Origin of the sequence: Variovorax davisae, from assembly GCF_030316845.1 — a bacterium.
Classification (GTDB): domain Bacteria; phylum Pseudomonadota; class Gammaproteobacteria; order Burkholderiales; family Burkholderiaceae_C; genus Variovorax; species Variovorax davisae.
The window spans coordinates 73296-92572 of record NZ_JASZYS010000017.1 but is presented as its reverse complement, the minus strand read 5'-3'; the positions used below and the strand labels follow the sequence as shown (position 1 = coordinate 92572).

Annotated in this window: 22 protein-coding genes; all 22 read left to right on the top strand. The window is 67.7% G+C overall.

Translation table 11 applies throughout. The annotated features are described in order from the left end of the window. Positions 1-9: 9 nt before the first annotated feature. The 22 genes from QTI33_RS29935 to nagZ all read left to right on the top strand — a co-directional run bounded on the left by QTI33_RS29935 (position 10) and on the right by nagZ (position 19276). A complete protein-coding gene (locus QTI33_RS29935; protein WP_286510166.1) occupies positions 10-564 on the top strand; it encodes a YceD family protein in 555 nt (184 codons plus the stop codon). A 165-nt stretch (positions 565-729) separates the two neighbouring features. Beyond that, the gene (gene rpmF, locus QTI33_RS29930) at positions 730-912 is read left to right on the top strand and encodes a 50S ribosomal protein L32 (protein WP_028248601.1); all 183 of its coding nucleotides are present in this window, start codon (positions 730-732) and stop codon (positions 910-912) included. A 96-nt stretch (positions 913-1008) separates the two neighbouring features. Further along, entirely contained in the window at positions 1009-2061 is a 1053-nt protein-coding gene (gene plsX, locus QTI33_RS29925; RefSeq protein ID WP_286510165.1) for a phosphate acyltransferase PlsX, read from the top strand. After that, positions 2061-3038 carry a beta-ketoacyl-ACP synthase III gene (locus QTI33_RS29920; protein ID WP_286510163.1) on the top strand — a complete coding sequence of 326 codons (978 nt, stop codon included), beginning with the start codon at positions 2061-2063 and terminating at the stop codon, positions 3036-3038. Before plsX ends, QTI33_RS29920 begins: the two co-directional genes overlap by 1 nt. Before the next feature lie 53 nt (positions 3039-3091). Then, positions 3092-4045 carry an ACP S-malonyltransferase gene (gene fabD / locus QTI33_RS29915; protein ID WP_286510162.1) on the top strand — a complete coding sequence of 318 codons (954 nt, stop codon included), beginning with the start codon at positions 3092-3094 and terminating at the stop codon, positions 4043-4045. Positions 4046-4067: 22 nt separating this feature from the next. Then, a complete protein-coding gene (gene fabG / locus QTI33_RS29910; protein WP_286510161.1) occupies positions 4068-4811 on the top strand; it encodes a 3-oxoacyl-ACP reductase FabG in 744 nt (247 codons plus the stop codon). A 100-nt stretch (positions 4812-4911) separates the two neighbouring features. Beyond that, positions 4912-5151 carry an acyl carrier protein gene (gene acpP / locus QTI33_RS29905; RefSeq protein ID WP_007830471.1) on the top strand — a complete coding sequence of 80 codons (240 nt, stop codon included), beginning with the start codon at positions 4912-4914 and terminating at the stop codon, positions 5149-5151. A 63-nt stretch (positions 5152-5214) separates the two neighbouring features. Further along, entirely contained in the window at positions 5215-6459 is a 1245-nt protein-coding gene (gene fabF, locus QTI33_RS29900; RefSeq protein ID WP_286510159.1) for a beta-ketoacyl-ACP synthase II, read from the top strand. Between the two features lie 13 nt (positions 6460-6472). Then, positions 6473-6943, top strand: coding sequence for a hypothetical protein (locus QTI33_RS29895; protein ID WP_286510158.1), 471 nt, complete (start codon positions 6473-6475; stop codon positions 6941-6943). Then, positions 6940-7614, top strand: a complete 675-nt coding sequence (gene rpoE / locus QTI33_RS29890; protein ID WP_286510156.1) for an RNA polymerase sigma factor RpoE — start codon at positions 6940-6942, stop codon at positions 7612-7614. The genes QTI33_RS29895 and rpoE overlap by 4 nt, the downstream gene beginning before the upstream one ends. 13 nt (positions 7615-7627) lie before the next feature. Beyond that, positions 7628-8269 (top strand): sigma-E factor negative regulatory protein, encoded by a 642-nt coding sequence (locus tag QTI33_RS29885; RefSeq protein WP_286510155.1) that lies wholly within the window; start codon positions 7628-7630, stop codon positions 8267-8269. 23 nt (positions 8270-8292) lie between these two features. Next, positions 8293-9351 carry a MucB/RseB C-terminal domain-containing protein gene (locus QTI33_RS29880; protein ID WP_286510154.1) on the top strand — a complete coding sequence of 353 codons (1059 nt, stop codon included), beginning with the start codon at positions 8293-8295 and terminating at the stop codon, positions 9349-9351. A gap of 41 nt (positions 9352-9392) precedes the next feature. Beyond that, entirely contained in the window at positions 9393-10868 is a 1476-nt protein-coding gene (locus QTI33_RS29875) for a DegQ family serine endoprotease (protein ID WP_286510152.1), read from the top strand. A 522-nt stretch (positions 10869-11390) separates the two neighbouring features. After that, positions 11391-13202: a translation elongation factor 4 gene (gene lepA, locus QTI33_RS29870; RefSeq protein WP_286510151.1), complete on the top strand. Its 1812-nt coding sequence runs from the start codon at positions 11391-11393 to the stop codon at positions 13200-13202. A 69-nt stretch (positions 13203-13271) separates the two neighbouring features. Next, positions 13272-14243 carry a signal peptidase I gene (gene lepB / locus QTI33_RS29865; protein ID WP_286510150.1) on the top strand — a complete coding sequence of 324 codons (972 nt, stop codon included), beginning with the start codon at positions 13272-13274 and terminating at the stop codon, positions 14241-14243. 31 nt (positions 14244-14274) lie between these two features. Further along, a complete protein-coding gene (locus QTI33_RS29860) occupies positions 14275-14631 on the top strand; it encodes a DUF4845 domain-containing protein (RefSeq protein ID WP_286510149.1) in 357 nt (118 codons plus the stop codon). Positions 14632-14641: 10 nt separating this feature from the next. Next, positions 14642-15340, top strand: a complete 699-nt coding sequence (gene rnc, locus QTI33_RS29855; protein WP_286510148.1) for a ribonuclease III — start codon at positions 14642-14644, stop codon at positions 15338-15340. Beyond that, the gene (gene era / locus QTI33_RS29850; RefSeq protein WP_286510147.1) at positions 15337-16290 is read left to right on the top strand and encodes a GTPase Era; all 954 of its coding nucleotides are present in this window, start codon (positions 15337-15339) and stop codon (positions 16288-16290) included. The genes rnc and era overlap by 4 nt, the downstream gene beginning before the upstream one ends. Continuing rightward, on the top strand, positions 16291-17049 hold the full coding sequence (recO, locus tag QTI33_RS29845) for a DNA repair protein RecO (protein WP_286510146.1): 759 nt from the start codon (positions 16291-16293) through the stop codon (positions 17047-17049). 8 nt (positions 17050-17057) lie between these two features. Beyond that, entirely contained in the window at positions 17058-17801 is a 744-nt protein-coding gene (locus tag QTI33_RS29840; RefSeq protein ID WP_444814910.1) for a pyridoxine 5'-phosphate synthase, read from the top strand. A gap of 15 nt (positions 17802-17816) precedes the next feature. Beyond that, on the top strand, positions 17817-18212 hold the full coding sequence (gene acpS / locus QTI33_RS29835) for a holo-ACP synthase (protein ID WP_286510143.1): 396 nt from the start codon (positions 17817-17819) through the stop codon (positions 18210-18212). Next, positions 18209-19276 (top strand): beta-N-acetylhexosaminidase, encoded by a 1068-nt coding sequence (gene nagZ, locus QTI33_RS29830; protein ID WP_286510141.1) that lies wholly within the window; start codon positions 18209-18211, stop codon positions 19274-19276. The genes acpS and nagZ overlap by 4 nt, the downstream gene beginning before the upstream one ends. Position 19277 lies beyond the last annotated feature (1 nt).

Here is a 19277-nt window from a genome sequence, read left to right as displayed (position 1 = left end):
CTGGCGTCGATGAGCAAAGAATTTGTCCCCGGCCGGCTCGACGTGAACGGCTTCGCCGACGCCGCCGCGACCCTGTCCGGCAACGATCCCCTGTCGGGCTTCGAGCGCCTGAGCGCCGAGTTGGCCGACCCCGCCGCCGACGCCACGGTGCGCTGGGTGGCGACCGGCCAGTCGCGCAGCGGCGCCGATGGCGCCCCCGTGTCCTGGCTGCACCTCGACGCCCAGGCGAGCGCGCCCCTGATCTGCCAGCGCTGCCTGGCGCCGGTCGAGCTGGCGCTGAAGGTCGATCGCTGGTTCCGGTTCGCCCCCGACGAGGCCACCGCCGCGGCCGAGGACGAAGTGTCCGACGAGGACGTGCTGGTCGCCAGCCGCGATTTCGACCTCCATGCGTTGATCGAGGACGAACTGCTGATGGAAATCCCCGTCACGCCGCGGCACGAGGTATGTCCGCAGCCGACCCGGCTGTCGGCCGTCGACCCGGACTTCGACGGCGCCGAAGCGGCCCGTCCCAATCCCTTCGCCGTGCTTGGCGCCCTGCGCTCGGACAAGTCCGACAAGGGCTGAGCGGACGCGCGCGGCCCGGGTACTGGCCTTGATGTCGTGGATGGGCTATAATCATGGGCTTCGCGCGCGCTGCCGGGTATGTGGACCCGTATGGCCCCAAGATCACAGGATCGACCGGGGCTCGCGTGCACACCACCAACCCACCCAACATTTCCAGGAGCCATCATGGCCGTCCAGCAAAACAAGAAGTCGCCGTCGAAGCGCGGCATGCACCGTTCGCACAACGCGCTGGGCGTGCCCGGCATCGCCGTCGAGCCGACCACCGGCGAAACGCATCTGCGCCACCACATCAGCCCGAACGGCTTCTATCGTGGCCGCAAGGTCCTCAAGACCAAGTCCGAAGCCTGATTTCCGCTCCCAGGCCAAGGCCCGAGGCTACTTGTCCTGTAGCGTCGGGCCTTTGTTTTGATGGCTACGTCCTCAGCATCCGCTCCAGTGCCGCCCGTGATCACGATCGCCGTTGATTGCATGGGCGGCGACCACGGGCCGCGCGTCACGCTTGCGGCCTGCCGGGCGTTCCTCGAGCGCCACGCCGAGGCGTCGCTGCTGCTGGTCGGTGCGCCGGCTGCGCTGGCGGGCTTCACGCACCCTCGCGCCACCGTCATCGGTGCCAGTGAAGTGGTTGGCATGGACGACCCCATCGAGGTCGCGCTGCGCAAGAAAAAAGACTCGTCGATGCGCGTCGCGATCCAGCAGGTGAAGGACGGCGCCGCGCAGGCGGCCGTTTCTGCCGGCAACACGGGGGCATTGATGGCGATCGCACGCTATCTGCTCAAAACCCTCGACGGCATCGACCGTCCCGCCATCGCCCCGCAATTGCCCAACAGCAAGGGGGGGGCGACCACGGTGCTGGACCTTGGCGCCAATGTCGATTGCGACGCCGAGGATCTGCTGCAGTTCGCGGTGCTCGGCTCGGCGTTGGTGTCGGCGCTGACGGGCAACGAATCGCCCAGCGTCGGCCTGCTCAACGTGGGCGAGGAAGCCATCAAAGGCAGCGAAACCATCAAAAAAGCGAGCCAACTGCTTCGAAAAGCGGCCAATTCGCAGGATCTGAACTTCTACGGCAACGTCGAGGGCAACGACATCTTCAAGGGCACCACCGACATCGTGGTGTGTGACGGATTCGTCGGCAATGTGACGCTGAAGGCCACCGAGGGCGTGGCTTCGATGATCGTGGACTTTTTGCGCATCGAGTACTCCAGCGGCATCTTCAGTAAATTCGCCGCGATCGTTTCATATCCGGTTCTAAAAGCGCTCAAGAAGCGGCTTGACCACCGGCGCTACAACGGCGCCGCCTTGCTCGGCCTGCGCGGCCTGGTGTTCAAGAGCCATGGCTCCGCGGACGAGGTGGCGTTCGGCCATGCCCTCGATCGCGCTTATGATGCCGCTCGCAACAACCTGCTCGACCGTGTGCGGGCCCGCATCGCCCACGCCGCGCCACTGCTCGCGCGGCAAGACTCGGCGGCGCCGGCCGACACGCCGGCGCTCCACGTCTGATGACCCCTTTTTCCCGCATCACAGGCACCGGCAGCTTCCTGCCGCCGCGCCGCGTGACCAATGACGACCTGGCCCAGGAACTCGCCGCCCGCGGCATCGAGACCTCCGACCAGTGGATCATCGAGCGTACCGGCATTCGCGCCCGCCACTTCGCCGCCCCCGAGGTGTCGAGCAGCGACCTCGGCCTGGAAGCCGCGAAGCACGCGCTCGAAGCCGCCGGCCGCAGCGCCGCCGACATCGACCTGATCATCGTCGCCACCTCCACCCCCGACATGGTGTTCCCGTCGTCGGCGGCGATCCTCCAGCACAAGCTGGGCATCGCGGGCTGCGCCGCCTTCGACGTCCAGGCGGTGTGCAGCGGCTTCGTCTATGCGCTGACGGTGGCCGACGCGATGATTCGCACCGGCAGCGCCAAGTGCGCGCTGGTGGTCGGTGCCGAAGTGTTCTCGCGCATCCTCGATTTCAACGATCGCACGACCTGCGTGCTGTTCGGCGACGGCGCCGGCGCCGTCATTCTCGAAGCCAGCAACGAGCCGGGCATCCTGGCGAGCGATCTGCACGCCGATGGCAAGCATGTCGGCATCCTCTGCGTGCCGGGCCATGTGGCGGGCGGCGAGGTGCTGGGCAAGCCGCTGCTGCACATGGATGGGCAGGCGGTCTTCAAGCTGGCGGTCCGCGTGCTCGAGGAAGCCGCCCGCGCCACCCTGGCCAAGGCCGGCAAGACCGAGGCCGACATCGACTGGCTGATTCCGCATCAGGCCAACATCCGGATCATGGAAGGCACGGCCAAGAAGCTGAAGCTCGCCCGCGACAAGCTCATCGTGACGGTCGACGAGCACGGCAACACCTCGGCTGCCTCCATCCCGCTGGCGCTCGACGCCGCGGTGCGCTCGGGCAAGGTGAAGAAGGGCGATACGCTGATGCTCGAGGGCGTCGGCGGCGGCTTCACCTGGGGTGCGGTGCTGCTGACCTACTAAGTAATGGAGCGCGTGGCCCCTGGCGGGCCGCAGCGCCCAGGAGACACAAGATCATGAAATCCTTTGCATTCGTCTTTCCGGGTCAGGGTTCGCAGGCGGTCGGCATGCTCGACGCCTGGGGCGACCACCCGGCGGTCGCCGAAACGCTGCGCGAAGCCTCCGATGCGCTCGATGAAGACATCGCGCGCCTGATCCACGAAGGCCCCAAGGAAGCGCTGGCCCTGACCACCAACACCCAGCCCGTGATGCTGGTCGCCGCGATCGCCGCCTGGCGTGCCTGGCGCGCCGAAGGCGGCGCCGAGCCGTCGGTGGTCGCCGGCCATTCGCTGGGCGAATACTCGGCCCTGGTGGCCTCGGGTGTGCTGACGCTGGCGCAGGCGGCACCGCTGGTGCGCTTCCGGGCCCAGGCGATGCAGCAGGCGGTGCCGGTCGGCGTCGGCGCGATGGCGGCCGTGCTGGGCATGGAGGCCGCCAAGGTGCAGGCCGGCTGCGCCGAGGTCACGGCCTCGTTCGGACCCGGCAGCGCCGAGGTGGTGGAAGCAGTCAATTTCAACGACCCGATGCAGACCGTGATCGCCGGCAGCAAGGCGGCGGTCGACAAGGCCTGCGAGGTGCTGAAAGCCAACGGCGCCAAGCGGGCGCTGCCGCTGCCGGTGTCCGCGCCCTTCCATTCGAGCCTGATGAAGCCGGCGGCCGAGGCGCTGCGCGAGCGGCTGGCGACGGTCGCGCTGGCGACGCCCCGGATTCCGGTCGTCAACAACATCGATGTCGCGGTCGAAACCGACCCCGAGCGCATCCGCGCCGCCCTGGTGCGCCAGGCGGCGGGCCCGGTGCGCTGGGTCGAGACCGTGCAGGCCCTCGAGGCGCGCGGGGTCGAGGCCATCGTCGAATGCGGCCCGGGCAAGGTGCTGGCCGGCATGGCCAAGCGGATCGCCCCGGCCGTCGCGGCGGCCTCGCTCTACGATCCGGCGACGCTCGCCGAAACCCGGCAACTGCTCGGCGCCTGAGCGCCCACCCACAGGTTCAGTCATGAGTATTCCCAAATTCGAAGGCCAGGTCGCCCTGGTCACGGGTGCGACCCGCGGCATTGGCGCCGCCATCGCGCTCGAACTGGCCCAGCGCGGCCTGAAGGTCATCGGCACCGGCACCTCGGCGGAGGGCGCCGCCAAGATCACGGCCGCGCTGGCGGCCCATGATGGCCGCGGCTGCGTGCTGGACGTCAACGATGGCGCCGCGGTCGACGCCCTGGTCGACGAGATCGTCAAGGTGTACGGCGCGGTCCACGTGCTGGTCAACAACGCCGGCATCACGCGCGACACGCTCGCCATGCGGCTCAAGGACGGCGACTGGGACGCGGTGCTCGACACCAACCTGAAGGCCGTCTTCCGCCTGTCGCGCGCCGTGATCCGGCCGATGATGAAGCAGCGCTACGGCCGCATCATCAGCATCACCAGCGTGGTGGGTGCCTCCGGCAACGCGGGCCAGGCCAACTACGCGGCGGCCAAGGCCGGCGTGGCGGGCATGACGCGGGCGCTGGCGCGCGAACTCGGCAGCCGCAGCATCACCGTCAACTGCGTGGCGCCGGGCTTCATCGAGACCGACATGACGGCCAGCCTGCCCGAGGCGCAGCAGCAGGCGCTGCTGGCCCAGATCCCCCTCGGGCATCTCGGCAAACCCGCCGACATCGCCCACGCGGTCGCCTACCTGGCGTCGCCGCAGGCCGCCTATATCACGGGGCAGGAACTGCACGTGAATGGCGGCATGCACATGTAGCCCCAGGAACGCAAGCGCTTTCACCCACGGCCGTGCGGCAAATGCCACAATGCGGCCGGCTAAAATCAACCGATTACCTACAACCCTCAGAGGGAACCAAATGAGCGATATCGAAGCACGTGTCAAGAAAATCATTGCCGAACAACTCGGCGTTGAAGAGTCCCAGGTCACCAACGAGAAGGCCTTCGTGGCCGACCTCGGCGCGGACTCGCTCGACACGGTCGAACTCGTGATGGCGCTCGAAGACGAATTCGGCATCGAGATCCCCGACGAAGACGCCGAGAAGATCACGACGGTCCAGAACGCCGTCGACTACGCCACCAAGAATCAAAAGGCCTGATACGGCCGCGCTGAGGCACCGCTCGCTCCAGGGCGGTCTCAGCTCCCAGAAAGGTATGCCGGCATGACCAAACGCCGCGTCGTCGTGACCGGACTCGGTTGCCTCGCTCCTGTCGGAAATTCCGTCACCGAATCCTGGGCCAACCTGTTGGCCGGGAATTCGGGCATCGACACCATCACCAAGTTCGATGTGAGCGCCTTCGCCTGCAAGTTCGCAGGCGAGGTCAAGGGCTTCGACATCAAGGACTACATTCCCGAGAAGGAAGCGCGCCACATGGACCGCTTCATCCATCTCGGGCTCGCTGCCGCCATCCAGGCGGTGCAGGACAGCGGATTGCCCACCGGCGACGCGCTGTCCGAAGAAGAAGCGGTGCGCATCGGCTGCAACATCGGCTCCGGCATCGGCGGCCTGCCGCTGATCGAGGACACCCACGCCGAACTGGTCAACCGCGGCCCGCGCCGCGTGTCGCCGTTCTTCGTGCCGGCGTCGATCATCAACATGATCTCGGGCCATGTGTCCATCAAGTATGGATTCAAGGGCCCGAACATCGCGATCGTCACCGCCTGCACCACCGGCCTGCATGCCATCGGCACCTCGGCCCGCATGATCGAGTACGGCGATGCCGACGTGATGATCGCCGGCGGCGCCGAATCGACCGTCTCGCCGCTCGGGCTGGGCGGCTTCGCCGCGGCGCGTGCGCTGTCGACGCGCAACGACGACCCCAAGACCGCCTCGCGGCCCTGGGACAAGGACCGGGACGGCTTCGTGCTCGGCGAGGGCGCCGGCGTGGTCGTGCTCGAGGAGTACGAACGGGCCAAGGCGCGCGGCGCCAAGATCTACGCCGAGGTCTCCGGTTTCGGCATGAGCGGCGATGCCTTCCACATGACGGCGCCCAACGTCGACGGCCCGCGCCGCTCGATGCAGATGGCGCTGGCCAATGCGGGCGTCAACGCCGACCAGGTGCAGTACGTCAATGCGCACGGCACCTCGACGCCGCTCGGCGACCTGAACGAGACCAACGCGATCAAGAACGCCTTCGGCGATCACGCCCGCAAGCTGGTCGTGAACTCGACCAAGTCGATGACCGGCCACCTGCTGGGCGGCGCCGGCGGCATCGAGTCGGTGTTCACGATCCTGGCGCTGCATCACCAGAAGAGCCCGCCGACGATCAACATCTTCCACCAGGATCCGGAGTGCGATCTCGACTACTGCGCCAACGAGGCGCGCGACATGAAGATCGACGTCGCGGTCAAGAACAACTTCGGTTTCGGCGGCACCAACGGCACGCTGGTGTTCAAGCGCGTTTGATACTTTCCGACCCATGCACAGCGCCCCGTCGGTGAACTATCCGGTGGGGCGTTCGCGCTATGCGCGCCACCTTCTGGTCTCGCTCTGGGCGCTCGGCGTCGCCAGCGTCACGCTCGCGTCCCTGCAGGCCGACGGCTTCGACTGGCGCCAGGCGATGCTGGCGCTGAGCGCCGTCGTCGCCGGCGCGGCCGCCTGGACCGGCCTGCTGCAGAGTGCCGCGCCGGGCGAACTGGCCTTCGATGGCCGGCATTGGTCGATGTCGGGCGGCGCCCCGCTGCGCTCGGCCCGCGCCAGCGTGGCGCTCGACCTGCAATCCCTGCTGCTGGTGCGCCTGGACCCGCCTGCGCGGTCGCGGCGCTGGATCTGGGTCGACCGCCAGGCCATGCCCGAGCGCTGGCTGGATCTGCGGCGCGCCCTCCATGCGCGCGTGGTCCCTGCCGACGCGGACCCGGCGGCGGCGCCGGTGCATCATCCCCGCGTATGACAGTGTCTCCGCCTCCCGTGCCGCCCGGCACCGGCCCGACCGACGCGCCCGCCGGGGCGCAAAGCCCGGGCGAGGTCGATTTCCAGCTGGTCCAGCGCACCGTCGCGGGCGACCAGAAGGCCTTCGAGCTGCTGGTGATCAAGTACCAGCGGCGGATCGAACGGCTGATCGGCCGCATGGTGCGCGACGTCAACCTGGTCGAGGACATCGCCCAGGAAACCTTCATCCGCGCCTACCGCGCGCTGCACCAGTTCCGCGGCGAGGCCCAGTTCTACACCTGGCTCTACCGGATCGCGGTCAACACGGCGAAGAAGGCGTTGGTCGACATGAAGCGCGACCCGACCATCTCCGAGAGCGCCCTGCGATCGTCTTCTGACGACGACGATGAAACTTACCGGCCCGGAAACGAACCAATCAGCGACGAGACCCCCGAAACCGTGCTGGCGGCCAATGAAATCGCGGCTGCCGTCGAGGCGGCGATGGAAGCGCTGCCGGCTGAACTGCGGCAGGCGGTGACGCTGCGCGAGATCGAGGGCATGAGTTACGAAGAGATCGCCGAGGTCATGAATTGTCCGATCGGCACGGTGCGGTCGCGGATTTTCCGCGCCCGCGAGGCTATTTCGACCCGGGTCAAGCCCTTGCTGGACAACCAGTCGGGCAAGCGCTGGTAAGCAGGTGAATGAGATGAAGCAAACAAACACAGTCCAAGAGCAGGTTTCCGCGCTCGCCGACGGCCATTTGCGCGACGGCGAATTTGCCGACGTGGTCGGCCGGCTGGGCGTCGACCCCGAACTGCGGGCGACCTGGCAGACCTATCACCTGGTGGGCGACGTCCTGCGTTCGGGTGGCCATGCCGCCTGCAGCGACACCTCGGCCTTCCTGTCCCGGTTCCAGAGCCGGCTGGCGGCCGAGCCCCCGGTGCCGGCGCTCAAGCCCGTGGCAGCCGAGTCCGCGCCGGCGCGGCTGCGGGTCGAAGCGGCCAACGAGCCCGTGTTCCGCTGGAAGCTGGTCGCCGGCGCCGCTTCGCTGGCGGCGGCGGCAGCGATCGGCTGGAACTGGGTCGGCGTCGCGGATTCCCGCGCGGCCGGCGCCCAGCTGGCGCTGCAGCAGGCCGCTCCGGCCGTCGTCGCCACGGCCGAGGCGACGAAGCCGGCGGCGCCGAGCCTCGCTGCGACCCGGGTCATGATCGGCAACGGCAATCCGCAGGTCATGCTGCGCGATCCGCGGCTCGACCAGCTGCTCGAAGCCCACCAGCAAGCCGGAGGCGCTTCGCAGATGCCCTCGGGCTTCCTGCGCAACGCCACCTTCGACCGGCCGTCGCGCTGACGCCAGCGCCGGCAGCCTCTGCAATGACTCATTCGATGCCGATCTCCGCACGCGGATTCCTGGTTCTGGTGGCGGCGTTGTGCATGGCGCAGGTGTCGCTCGCCCAGAGCCGTCCTGCCCCGGCCGCCGCGAGAAGCGCGCCCGCTGCCGCAGGCGGCGACCTGCCCGCCATGGGCGTCGTCGAGTGGCTGGAGCGCATGCATGCGGCGGCCCGGCAGCGCAGCTATGTCGGCACCTTCGTGGTGTCGGCGCCGGCCGGCAACCTGTCGAGCGCGCGCATCTGGCATGTCTGCGAGGGCGACCTCCAGATGGAGCGCATCGAGGCCCTGTCGGGGCCGCCGCGCTCGACCTTCCGGCGCAACGACCAGGTCGTCACCTTCCTGCCGGACTCGAAGGTCGTCAAGCGCGAGAAGCGCGAGAACCTGGAGATCTTCCCGAACCTGTCGGGCGCGCCCGATTCGTCGATCGCCGACTCGTACGGCGTGCGCGCGATCGGCAAGGACCGCGTCGCCGGATTCGACACCGACGTGGTCCAGATCGAGCCCCGCGACGGCTTGCGCTTCGGCTACCGGGTCTGGAGCGAGCGGCGCTCGGGCCTGGTGGTCAAGCTGCAGACCCTCGACCGCGACAACAAGGTGATCGAGCAGTCGGCCTTCTCCGAACTCCAGCTCGACGCGCCGGTCAAGGCCCACGCGCTGGCGCAGATGATGGGCAGCACCGCCGGCTACCGGGTCGAGAAGTCGGAGCTGGAGCGCACCACGGCGCAGCGCGAGGGCTGGGCGCTCGGCAAGCCGGTCGCCGGCTTCCGGCCGGTCAGCTCGTTCCGCCGCCCGATGGGCGGCGACAGCCTGGGCCACACGATGCAGTGGACCTTCTCGGATGGCCTGGCCACCGTGTCGCTGTTCATCGAGCCTTACGATGCGCAGCGCAAGCCCGAGGAAGTGCTGCTCGCGCTCGGCGCCACCTACACGCTCACGCGCCGCCTGACCGACAAGAACGGCGACTGGTGGCTGACCGCGGTCGGCGAAGTGCCGCCGCAGACGCTGGATGCGTTCGCCCAGAACCTGGTCCGCGCGCGCTAGCGCGTACCCGACAGTTTTTGTCTCTTCAACGAAAGAAACCGATGATGCTCAAGATCAAGGGGAACAGCTTCCGTTCGTCCCTGATGGCCTGCGCGCTCGCGCTCGCTTCGACCACCGCGCTGCTGCCCGTGACGCCTGTGCATGCGCAGGCGCGCGCGCTGCCTGATTTCACCGACCTGGTGGACCAGGTGGGCCCGTCCGTGGTCAACATCCGCACCATCGAGAAGGTCGCCCAGGGCGGCGCCAGCGGGGAGCCGGACGAGGAGATGCAGGAGTTCTTCCGCCGCTTCTTCGGCCAGCCGATGCCCGGGGTCCCGCGCCAGGGGCCGCGCCCGAACCGGCCGCAGGCGCCCGACGAGGAGCGCCCACGCGGCGTCGGCTCGGGCTTCATCCTGTCGCCCGACGGCTACGTGATGACCAATGCCCACGTGGTCGACGGCGCCTCCGAGGTGTTAGTCACCTTGCCGGACAAGCGCGAGTTCAAGGCCCGGATCATCGGCGCCGACAAGCGCACCGACGTCGCGGTCGTCAAGATCGAGGCCACCGGATTGCCGGCGGTCAAGGTCGGCGACGTGTCCAAGCTGCGCGTGGGCGAATGGGTCATGGCGATCGGCTCGCCCTTCGGCCTCGAGAACACCGTCACGGCCGGCATCGTGAGCGCCAAGCAGCGCGACACCGGCGACTACCTGCCGTTCATCCAGACCGACGTCGCCATCAACCCCGGCAATTCGGGCGGCCCGCTGATCAACATGCGCGGCGAGGTGGTGGGCATCAACAGCCAGATCTACTCGCGTTCGGGCGGCTTCATGGGCATCTCGTTCTCGATCCCGATCGACGAGGCGAGCCGCGTCGCCGACCAGCTGCGCGCCTCGGGCCGCGTGTCGCGCGGGCGCATCGGCGTGCAGATCGACCAGGTCACCAAGGACGTGGCCGAATCGATCGGCCTGGGCAAGGCGCAGGGCGCGCTGGTGCGCGGCGTCGAGGCCGGCTCGCCGGGCGAGAAGGCCGGCATCGAGCCGGGCGACATCATCACCAAGTTCGACGGCAAGGCCATCGAGAAACCGAGCGACCTGCCGCGCCTGGTGGGCAACACCAAGCCGGGCACCAAGAGCTCGATCACGGTGTTCCGCCGCGGCAGCGCGCGCGACATCAACGTGACCATCGCCGAGATCGAGCCCGACAAGCCGACCAAGGTCGCCGATCGCGAAGAACCCGCCGCCAAGCCCTCGGCTTCCGCGGCCGCCAAGTCGATGGGCCTGGCGCTGAGCGATCTCACCGATGCACAGAAGAAGGAACTGAAGCTCAAGGGTGGCGTGCGGATCGATGCCGCCAGCGATGCGGCGGCGCGCGCCGGCCTGCGCGAAGGCGACGTGGTGCTGGCGGTGAGCAACACCGAGGTGGCCAACCTGAAGGAATTCGACGCCGCCCTGGCCAAGGCGGACAAGAGCAAGCCGGTCAGCCTGCTGTTCCGCCGCGGCGACTGGGCGCAGTACGCGCTGCTCCGGCCGGCTCGCTGATCGGGCGGCGGGCGTCAAGTGGCCCCACCCGGCAGTCGGGTTTGGGGTCATTTTTCGGCCAGTGTCGCGCGCCGACCGCAGCGCCCAAGAAATTTTTTTGACACTTCGGGCGACGGATTTTGGTTGGTGGTTGCTAACTTAGGAGGCGGCTAACGATGAATTTCGGTAGAATAGGGTGCCTCTGATCGCCGCTCGTCGCATAAGCAGTCCGAGGTGCTTCACGATGCGAGATTCCCGTAGCCCGTCCACCGGCGCTCCACAGTTCGCCCACAAGTTGTTAAGCATTTGCTCCACCGATCCTGTTGATAAGTTGTTAATAAGTGGCATGTTGCTGACCTGCAACGACCCTTCCCGGGCTTTGGCCCGGCTGTACGCGCCCCCCTTTTTGCCTACAATGAAGTTCCAACTACTGCAGTTGCCATTGCTTGTTGGTTCAGGGCGCGTCTCTAGGGGACGCGCCCTTTTTTCTTGCCTGACGCCTTCTGCGCCCGAGCCAATTCAAGTACTTAAGCGTTCCCGTTGATGAATCACATCAGAAATTTTTCGATCATTGCGCACATCGATCACGGCAAGTCGACGCTTGCCGATCGCTTGATCCAACGTTGTGGTGGTCTCGCCGAGCGCGAGATGGAAGCGCAGGTTCTCGACTCGATGGACATCGAGAAAGAGCGTGGGATAACCATCAAGGCGCAGACCGCTGCGTTGCACTACAAGGCCAAGGACGGACAGGTCTACAACCTCAATCTGATCGACACGCCGGGCCATGTCGACTTCTCTTATGAAGTGAGTCGCTCGCTGTCGGCCTGCGAAGGCGCATTGCTCGTCGTCGATGCGAGCCAGGGCGTCGAAGCGCAGACGGTCGCCAACTGCTACACCGCACTCGACCTCGGCGTCGAAGTGGTGCCGGTGCTCAACAAGATGGATCTGCCCAACGCGGACCCCGACAACGCGCGCACCGAGATCGAGGACGTGATCGGCATCGATGCGACCGATGCGATCCCGTGTTCCGCGAAGACCGGCATGGGCATCGAGGAAATCCTCGAGGCCGTGGTGGCGCGGATGCCGGCGCCGCGCGGCAATCCCGACGGTCCGCTGCGCGCGATGATCATCGACAGCTGGTTCGATCCCTACGTCGGCGTGGTGATGCTGGTGCGCGTGGTCGACGGCCGGCTGGTCAAGGGCGAGCGCATCAAGATGATGGCCTCGGGCGCGATGTACAACGCCGACAACATCGGCGTCTTCACGCCCGCCAACGAGCCGCGCGCCTCGCTCGAGGCCGGCGAGGTGGGCTACATCATCGCCGGCATCAAGGAACTGCAGGCCGCCAAGGTCGGCGACACCGTGACCTTGATCAAGCCCGGCACCGGCGGCGCCGCGGCCACCGCGACCGAGGCGCTGCCCGGCTTCAAGGAGATCCAGCCGCAGGTGTTCGCCGGGCTCTATCCGACCGAGGCCAGCGAGTACGACTCGCTGCGCGATGCGCTCGAGAAGCTCAAGCTCAACGATTCGTCGCTGCGCTACGAGCCCGAGGTGAGCCAGGCGCTGGGCTTCGGCTTCCGCTGCGGCTTCCTGGGCCTGCTGCACATGGAGATCGTGCAGGAGCGGCTGGAGCGCGAGTTCGACCAGGACCTGATCACGACCGCGCCGAGCGTGATCTACCAGGTCATGAAGAACGACGGCGAAGTGATCATGGTGGAGAACCCGTCGAAGATGCCCGACGTCGGCAAGATGGCCGAGATCCGCGAGCCGATCGTGACGGTGCATCTCTACATGCCGCAGGAGTACGTCGGCGTCGTGATGACGCTGGCCAACCAGAAGCGCGGCGTGCAGATGAACATGGCCTACCACGGCCGCCAGGTGATGCTGACCTACGAGATGCCGCTCGGCGAGATCGTGCTCGACTTCTTCGACAAGCTGAAGTCGGTCAGCCGCGGCTATGCCTCGATGGACTACGAGTTCAAGGAATACCGGGCCTCGGACGTGGTCAAGGTCGACATCCTGCTGAACGGCGAGAAGGTCGACGCGCTGTCGATCATCGTCCACCGCAGCCAGAGCCAGTACCGCGGCCGGGCGGTGGTCTCGAAGATGCGCGAGATCATTTCGCGCCAGATGTTCGACGTCGCGATCCAGGCCGCCATCGGGGTCAACATCATCGCGCGTGAGACAATCAAGGCCCTGCGCAAGAACGTGCTCGCCAAGTGCTACGGCGGCGACATCACCCGCAAGAAGAAGCTGCTCGAGAAGCAGAAGGCGGGCAAGAAAAGAATGAAGCAGATCGGCTCGGTCGAGGTCCCGCAAGAGGCCTTCCTCGCCATCCTGCAAGTCGAGGACTGATGAACCACCCCCGATGCGACGCCGGTTCCGCGGCATCTCCGGCATGGGGCTGCACACAAGAAAACTAAGATGGCATTTCTCACTTCCCTGATCCTCGCCGCGTTCGTCGGCTACATCGGCGCCTGGTATTTCGGCGTGGTCGAAGGCAACTTCGCGCTGCTGCTGTTCCTGGCCACGGTGGTCACCGGCCTCTACTGGCTGGCCGAACGCTTCTATTTCCTGCCGAAGCGCCGGCGCGCGGCCGATGCGCTCGACGCCTCGCTGGCCCAGCGGCGCGAGGAACTCGCCCGCCAGGGCATCACGCAGGTCGACACGGTCGACACCAAGGCGCGCGAACGGCTGGTGATGCAGCCCTGGTGGCTGGACTGGACCGCCGGCCTGTTCCCGGTGATCCTGGCCGTGTTCCTGCTGCGCTCCTTCCTGTTCGAGCCCTTCAAGATCCCGTCGGGCTCGATGATGCCGACCTTGCTCACCGGCGACCTGATCCTGGTGAACAAGTTCGTCTACGGCCTGCGGCTGCCGGTCATCAACACCAAGATCACCGAGGGCCGGGCGCCGGAACGCGGCGAGGTGATGGTGTTCCGCTACCCGCCCAAGCCGAGCATGGACTACATCAAGCGGGTGGTCGGCGTGCCGGGCGACGAGGTGTCCTACCTCAACAAGCAGCTCACGATCAACGGCCAGCCGGTCCCCAAGGTCGCGATCCCGGAGTATTTCGACGAGGAGACGATGCGCTACCTCAAGCAGTACAACGAGGACCTGGGCGGCAAGGCGCATCGCCTGCTCAACGACGACAGCCGCCGCGCGGGCCTGTCCGAGGCCGAGATCATGCCGTTCCCGAACCAGGAAAATTGTCGTTACAGTGTCGAGGGCGTGGTGTGCAAGGTGCCGCCGGGCCACTATTTCATGATGGGTGACAACCGCGACAACTCGCTCGATTCGCGCTACTGGGGCTTCGTTCCGGACCAGAACATCGTGGGCAAGGCCTTCCTGGTGTGGATGAATTTCGGCAATCTCAAGCGCATCGGCACATTCCAATAAGCATCCGGTTCTTGATGGAGGGGTAGAGGGCATGAGAGCAAGGCAGACAGGACAGAAACAGCGCGGCATCTCGTTCATCGGGTTGCTCTTCGTCGCGATCGTGCTGGCGTGCGTCGGCGTGGTGGTGGCGCAGGTGATCCCGACGCTGATCGAGTACCAGGCGATCACCAAGGCGGCCGGCAAGGCCACGGCGGGGTCGACGGTGCCCGAAGTGCGCGCCATCTTCGACCGGGCCCAGGCCATCGACGACTTCCAGTCGGTCAGCGGCAAGGACCTCGACGTCAAGAAGGACGGCGACAAGGTGGTGGTTTCGTTCGCCTACGACCGCGAGATCCATCTGTTCGGCCCGGCCTACCTGCTCCTGAAGTACCGGGGCCAATCGCGTTGACGTTTTCCCCGTGACCGACGGCGGCCTTGTCGCGCTGCAGGCGCGCCTCCAGCATTCCTTCGCCGACGCGCGTCTGCTGCAGCAGGCGCTCACCCATCGCAGTTTTTCGGCCGATCACAACGAGCGGCTGGAGTTTCTCGGCGACTCGGTGCTGAACCTGGCGGTGTCGCACCTGCTGTACGCGCGGCTGGCGACCCTGCCGGAGGGCGACCTGTCGCGGGTGCGCGCCAACCTGGTCAAGCAGGACACCCTGCACCAGCTGGCGCTCAAGCTGGCGCTGTCGCCCTTGCTGCGGCTGGGCGAGGGCGAATCGCGCTCGGGCGGGCAGAACCGGCCGTCGATCCTGGCCGATGCGCTGGAGGCGGTGATCGGCGCCGTCTACCTCGATGCCGGCTACGCGGCGGCGCAGGCGCTGGTGCACCGGCTCTACGAGTCGGTGGCGATCAGCCCGCGCATGGAGGCAGCCTCCAAGGATCCCAAGACCGAATTGCAGGAATGGCTGCAGGGTCACAAAATGAAGCTGCCGGCCTACCGCGTCGTCGGAACGCTGGGGGCGGCACACAAGCAGACTTTCGATGTCGAATGCGAGGTGCCCGACCTGGGCCTGCGCGAACGCGGCATCGGCGGCTCGCGCCGCGCCGGTGAGCAGGCCGCCGCGGCGGCCATGTTGATCCGGCTCAAGGCGCGAGGCGCGAAGGCAACCCCATGAACGAAGTGAACGAATCCATCCTCCCCCCGGCCGGCGACGGCACGGAGGGCACCCGCCACTGTGGCCTGGTGGCGATCGTCGGCAAGCCCAATGTGGGCAAGTCGACCCTGCTCAACGCCCTGGTCGGGCAGAAGATCAGCATCACCTCGCGCAAGGCCCAGACCACCCGGCATCGCATCACCGGCATGCGCACGCTGGGCGCGACCCAGTTCGTCTTCGTCGACACGCCGGGCTTCCAGACCCTGCACGCCAATGCGCTCAACAAGTCGCTCAACAAGACCGTGCAGGGCGCGGTGGGCGATGTCGACCTGATCCTGTTCGTGGTCGAGGCCGGCAGCTTCACGCCGGCCGACGAGCGCGTGCTGAAGCTGCTCGGCAAGGGCATCCCGACCGTGCTGCTGGCCAACAAGCTCGACAACGTGCATCGCCGCGGCGACATCGCCCCCTGGCTGCAGACCATGCAGGGCAAGCACGCGTTCGCCGAATTCGTGCCGATGTCGGCCAAGAATGCGAAAGACGTCGAGCGCCTGTTCGGCATCTGCGAGAAGTACCTGCCCGAGCAGGACTGGTTCTACGCCGAGGACGAACTCACCGACCGGAGCGAGAAGTTCCTGGCCGGCGAGCTGGTGCGCGAGAAGCTGTTCCGCCTGACCGGCGACGAACTGCCCTACACCTCGACCGTCCTGATCGACAAGTTCGAGGAGGAGCCGCCCCAGAAGAAGGGCCAGAAGCGGCTGCTGCGCATCGCCGCCACGATCGTGGTCGAGCGCGACGGCCACAAGGCGATGGTGATCGGCGACAAGGGCGAGCGCATCAAGCGCATCGGCACCGAGACGCGGCAGGAACTCGAGAAGCTCATGGACGCCAAGGTGTTCATCGAGCTGTGGGTCAAGGTGCGCTCGGGCTGGGCCGACGACGAGGCCAGAGTCCGCTCCTTCGGATACGAGTGAGTGGCCGTCAAGCGCGTTTCGCATGAACCGGCCTATGTGCTCCACCGCTACGACTGGAGCGAGACGAGCCTGATCCTCGAGGTCTTCACGCGCCACCTGGGGCGGATCGCACTGGTGGCCAAGGGGGCCAAGCGGCCGAGCTCCAACTTCCGGCCGGTGCTGCTGCCGCTGCAGCCGCTGCAGCTCAATTTCACCGGCGAGGCCGAGATCCGGACCCTCAAGGCGGCCGAATGGATGGGCGGCCACGTGATGCCGACCGGCGAGGCGCTGCTGTCGGGCTACTACGTCAACGAGCTGCTGATGCGCCTGCTGGCGCGCGACGATCCGCATGAGCTGCTGTTCGACGCCTACGCGGCGGTGGTCCAGGTGTTGGCGGGCGACCATGGGGCGGCGCAGGCGGCGACCCAGGCGGCCGGGCTGCGGGCCTTCGAGCTGCTGCTGCTGCGTGCGGTCGGGCTGCTGCCGTCGCTGGACGCCCAGACCGCCACCCTGACGCCGCTGGCGCCGGCGGCGCGCTATGCGCTGGTGCCCGAGGCCGGCCTGCGCCAGGCGGACGACACCGAGCCGGCGCTGCGGGCCGCCGAATGGGAGGCCCTGCAGGCGGCGCTCGACGACCGGGCGCCTTTCGCCTCGACGCTCAGAATTTGCGCCGGCATCCACGGTGCGCTGCGCACCCAATTGCGGGTGCTGCTCAACTACCATTGCGGCGTCGCCACGCTGCACACGCGGCAAATGATGCGGGATCTGCAAGCCCTATGAGCACGCCTATGTCCACAGCCCTGTCCGTCAACCTCAACAAGGTCGCGCTGGTGCGCAACACGCGCCCGCTCGGCATCCCCAGCGTGCTGTTCGCCGCCGCGCTGTGCCTGGACGCCGGCGCGCACGGGATCACCGTCCACCCGCGCCCCGACGAGCGCCACATCCGGCCGCACGACGTGCGCGACCTGTCGGGCCTGCTCAAGAAGGACTGGCCGGCGGCCGAGTTCAACATCGAGGGCAATCCCTTCCACAACCTGATGGAGTTCGTGCGCGAGCTGCGTCCGCACCAGGCCACCTTCGTGCCCGACAGCCAGACCCAGGCCACCAGCGACCATGGCTGGAGCTTCCCCGAGGACGCCGAGCGGCTGCGGCCGCTGATCGCCGAGACCCGGGCGCTGGGGGTGCGGGTGAGCCTCTTCATGGACCCGGCGCCCGAGATGATGGCGGCCGCCAAGGCGGTCGGCGCCGATCGGGTGGAGCTCTACACCGAGGGCTACGCCGCCTCGCGCGACACCTCGAAGGCGGCCCAGGTGCTGCAGCTCTACGTGGAGGCGGCCCGCGCCGCGCAGGCCGCCGGGCTCGAAGTCAATGCCGGCCACGACCTGAGCCGCGACAACCTGAGCGAATTCCTGCGCGCGGTGCCGGGCGTGCGCGAGGTCTCGATCGGCCATGCCTTCGTCGCCGATGCGCTCGAGCTGGGCTACGCCGCGGCGACCCGCGAGTACCTGCGCCGCATCGAAGAAGCGCAATAGAAGGACGACGCTGGCGTGATCTACGGCATCGGCACCGACATCTGCGACATCCGGCGCATCGCCGCCACCTATGAGCGCCAGGGCGAGCGCTTCGCCCACAAGGTGCTCGGAGAGGCCGAGTTCGCGATCTGGCAGGCCCGCAGCGCGCGCTGGCCGAAGCGCGGCCTGCGCTACCTGGCGACCCGCTTCTCGGCCAAGGAAGCCTTCAGCAAGGCGGTGGGCATGGGCATGCGGATGCCGATGAGCTGGCGGCTGTGCGAGATCCTCAACGAGAAGAGCGGCAAGCCCGTGATCGTCCTGCACGGCGGTCTCAAGGACTGGTTCGAGGCCCAGGGACTGCACGCCCACGTGACCGTGACCGACGAAACCGACTATGCGGCGAGCTTCGTCGTGGTCGAACGCAAAGAATGAGCGACAAGACCTTGCACGCGCCCCTGATCATCGATGTGGCGGGGACCGAACTGAGTCCGGCCGACCGCCGGCGCCTGGCCGACCCCCTGGTGGGCGGCGTGATCCACTTCGCGCGCAACTGGCGCGACCGGGCCCAGATGATCGCGCTGAATGCCGAGATCAAGGCGATCCGGCCCGACATCCTGGTCTGTGTCGACCACGAGGGCGGCCGGGTGCAGCGCTTCCGCACCGACGGCTTCACGCGGCTGCCCTCGATGCGCACGCTGGGCGAGTTGTGGCTGCGCGACGCGCTGCGCGCGACCCAGGCGGCGGTCGCCTGCGGCCGGGTGCTGGGCGGCGAGCTGCGGGCCTGCGGCGTCGACTTCAGTTTTGCGCCGGTGCTCGACCTGGACTACGGCGAGAGCAGCGTGATCGGCGACCGCAGCTTCCATCGCGACCCGCGCGTGGTGGCGCTGCTGGCGCGCAGCCTGATGCACGGGCTGCTGCAGGCCGGCATGGCCAACTGCGGCAAGCACTTTCCGGGACATGGCTTCGTCAAGGCCGACTCGCATGTCGCGATCCCGGTCGACCGGCGCAGCCTCAAGGCCATCCTGGCAGACGACGCGCGGCCCTACGACTGGCTCACGGGCACGCTGGCCGCCGTGATGCCGGCGCACGTGATCTACCCGAAAGTCGATGCCCGTCCGGCCGGCTTCTCGTCGAAGTGGCTGCAGCAGGTGCTGCGCGGCAAGCTCGGCTTCGACGGCGCCGTGTTCAGCGACGACCTCAGCATGGAGGCGGCACGCCGGATCGACGGCCAGGTATTGAGTTACACCGACGCGGCCCTGGCCGCGCTCGACGCAGGCTGCGATCTGGCGCTGCTGTGCAGCCAGAGCGTGGGGGAGGGGGCAGCGCTCGACGCGCTGCTCGACGGCGTCGCCGCGGCCCGGCGCAGTGGACGCTGGCAGCCGGATCCGGCCAGCGAGCGGCGCCGCCGAAGCCTGCTGCCGCGCGGCCCGGCGCCCGACTGGGCGGGGCTCCAGGCCGCTTCCGACTACGCGCAGGCCGTGGCCTTGCTGCCCTAGC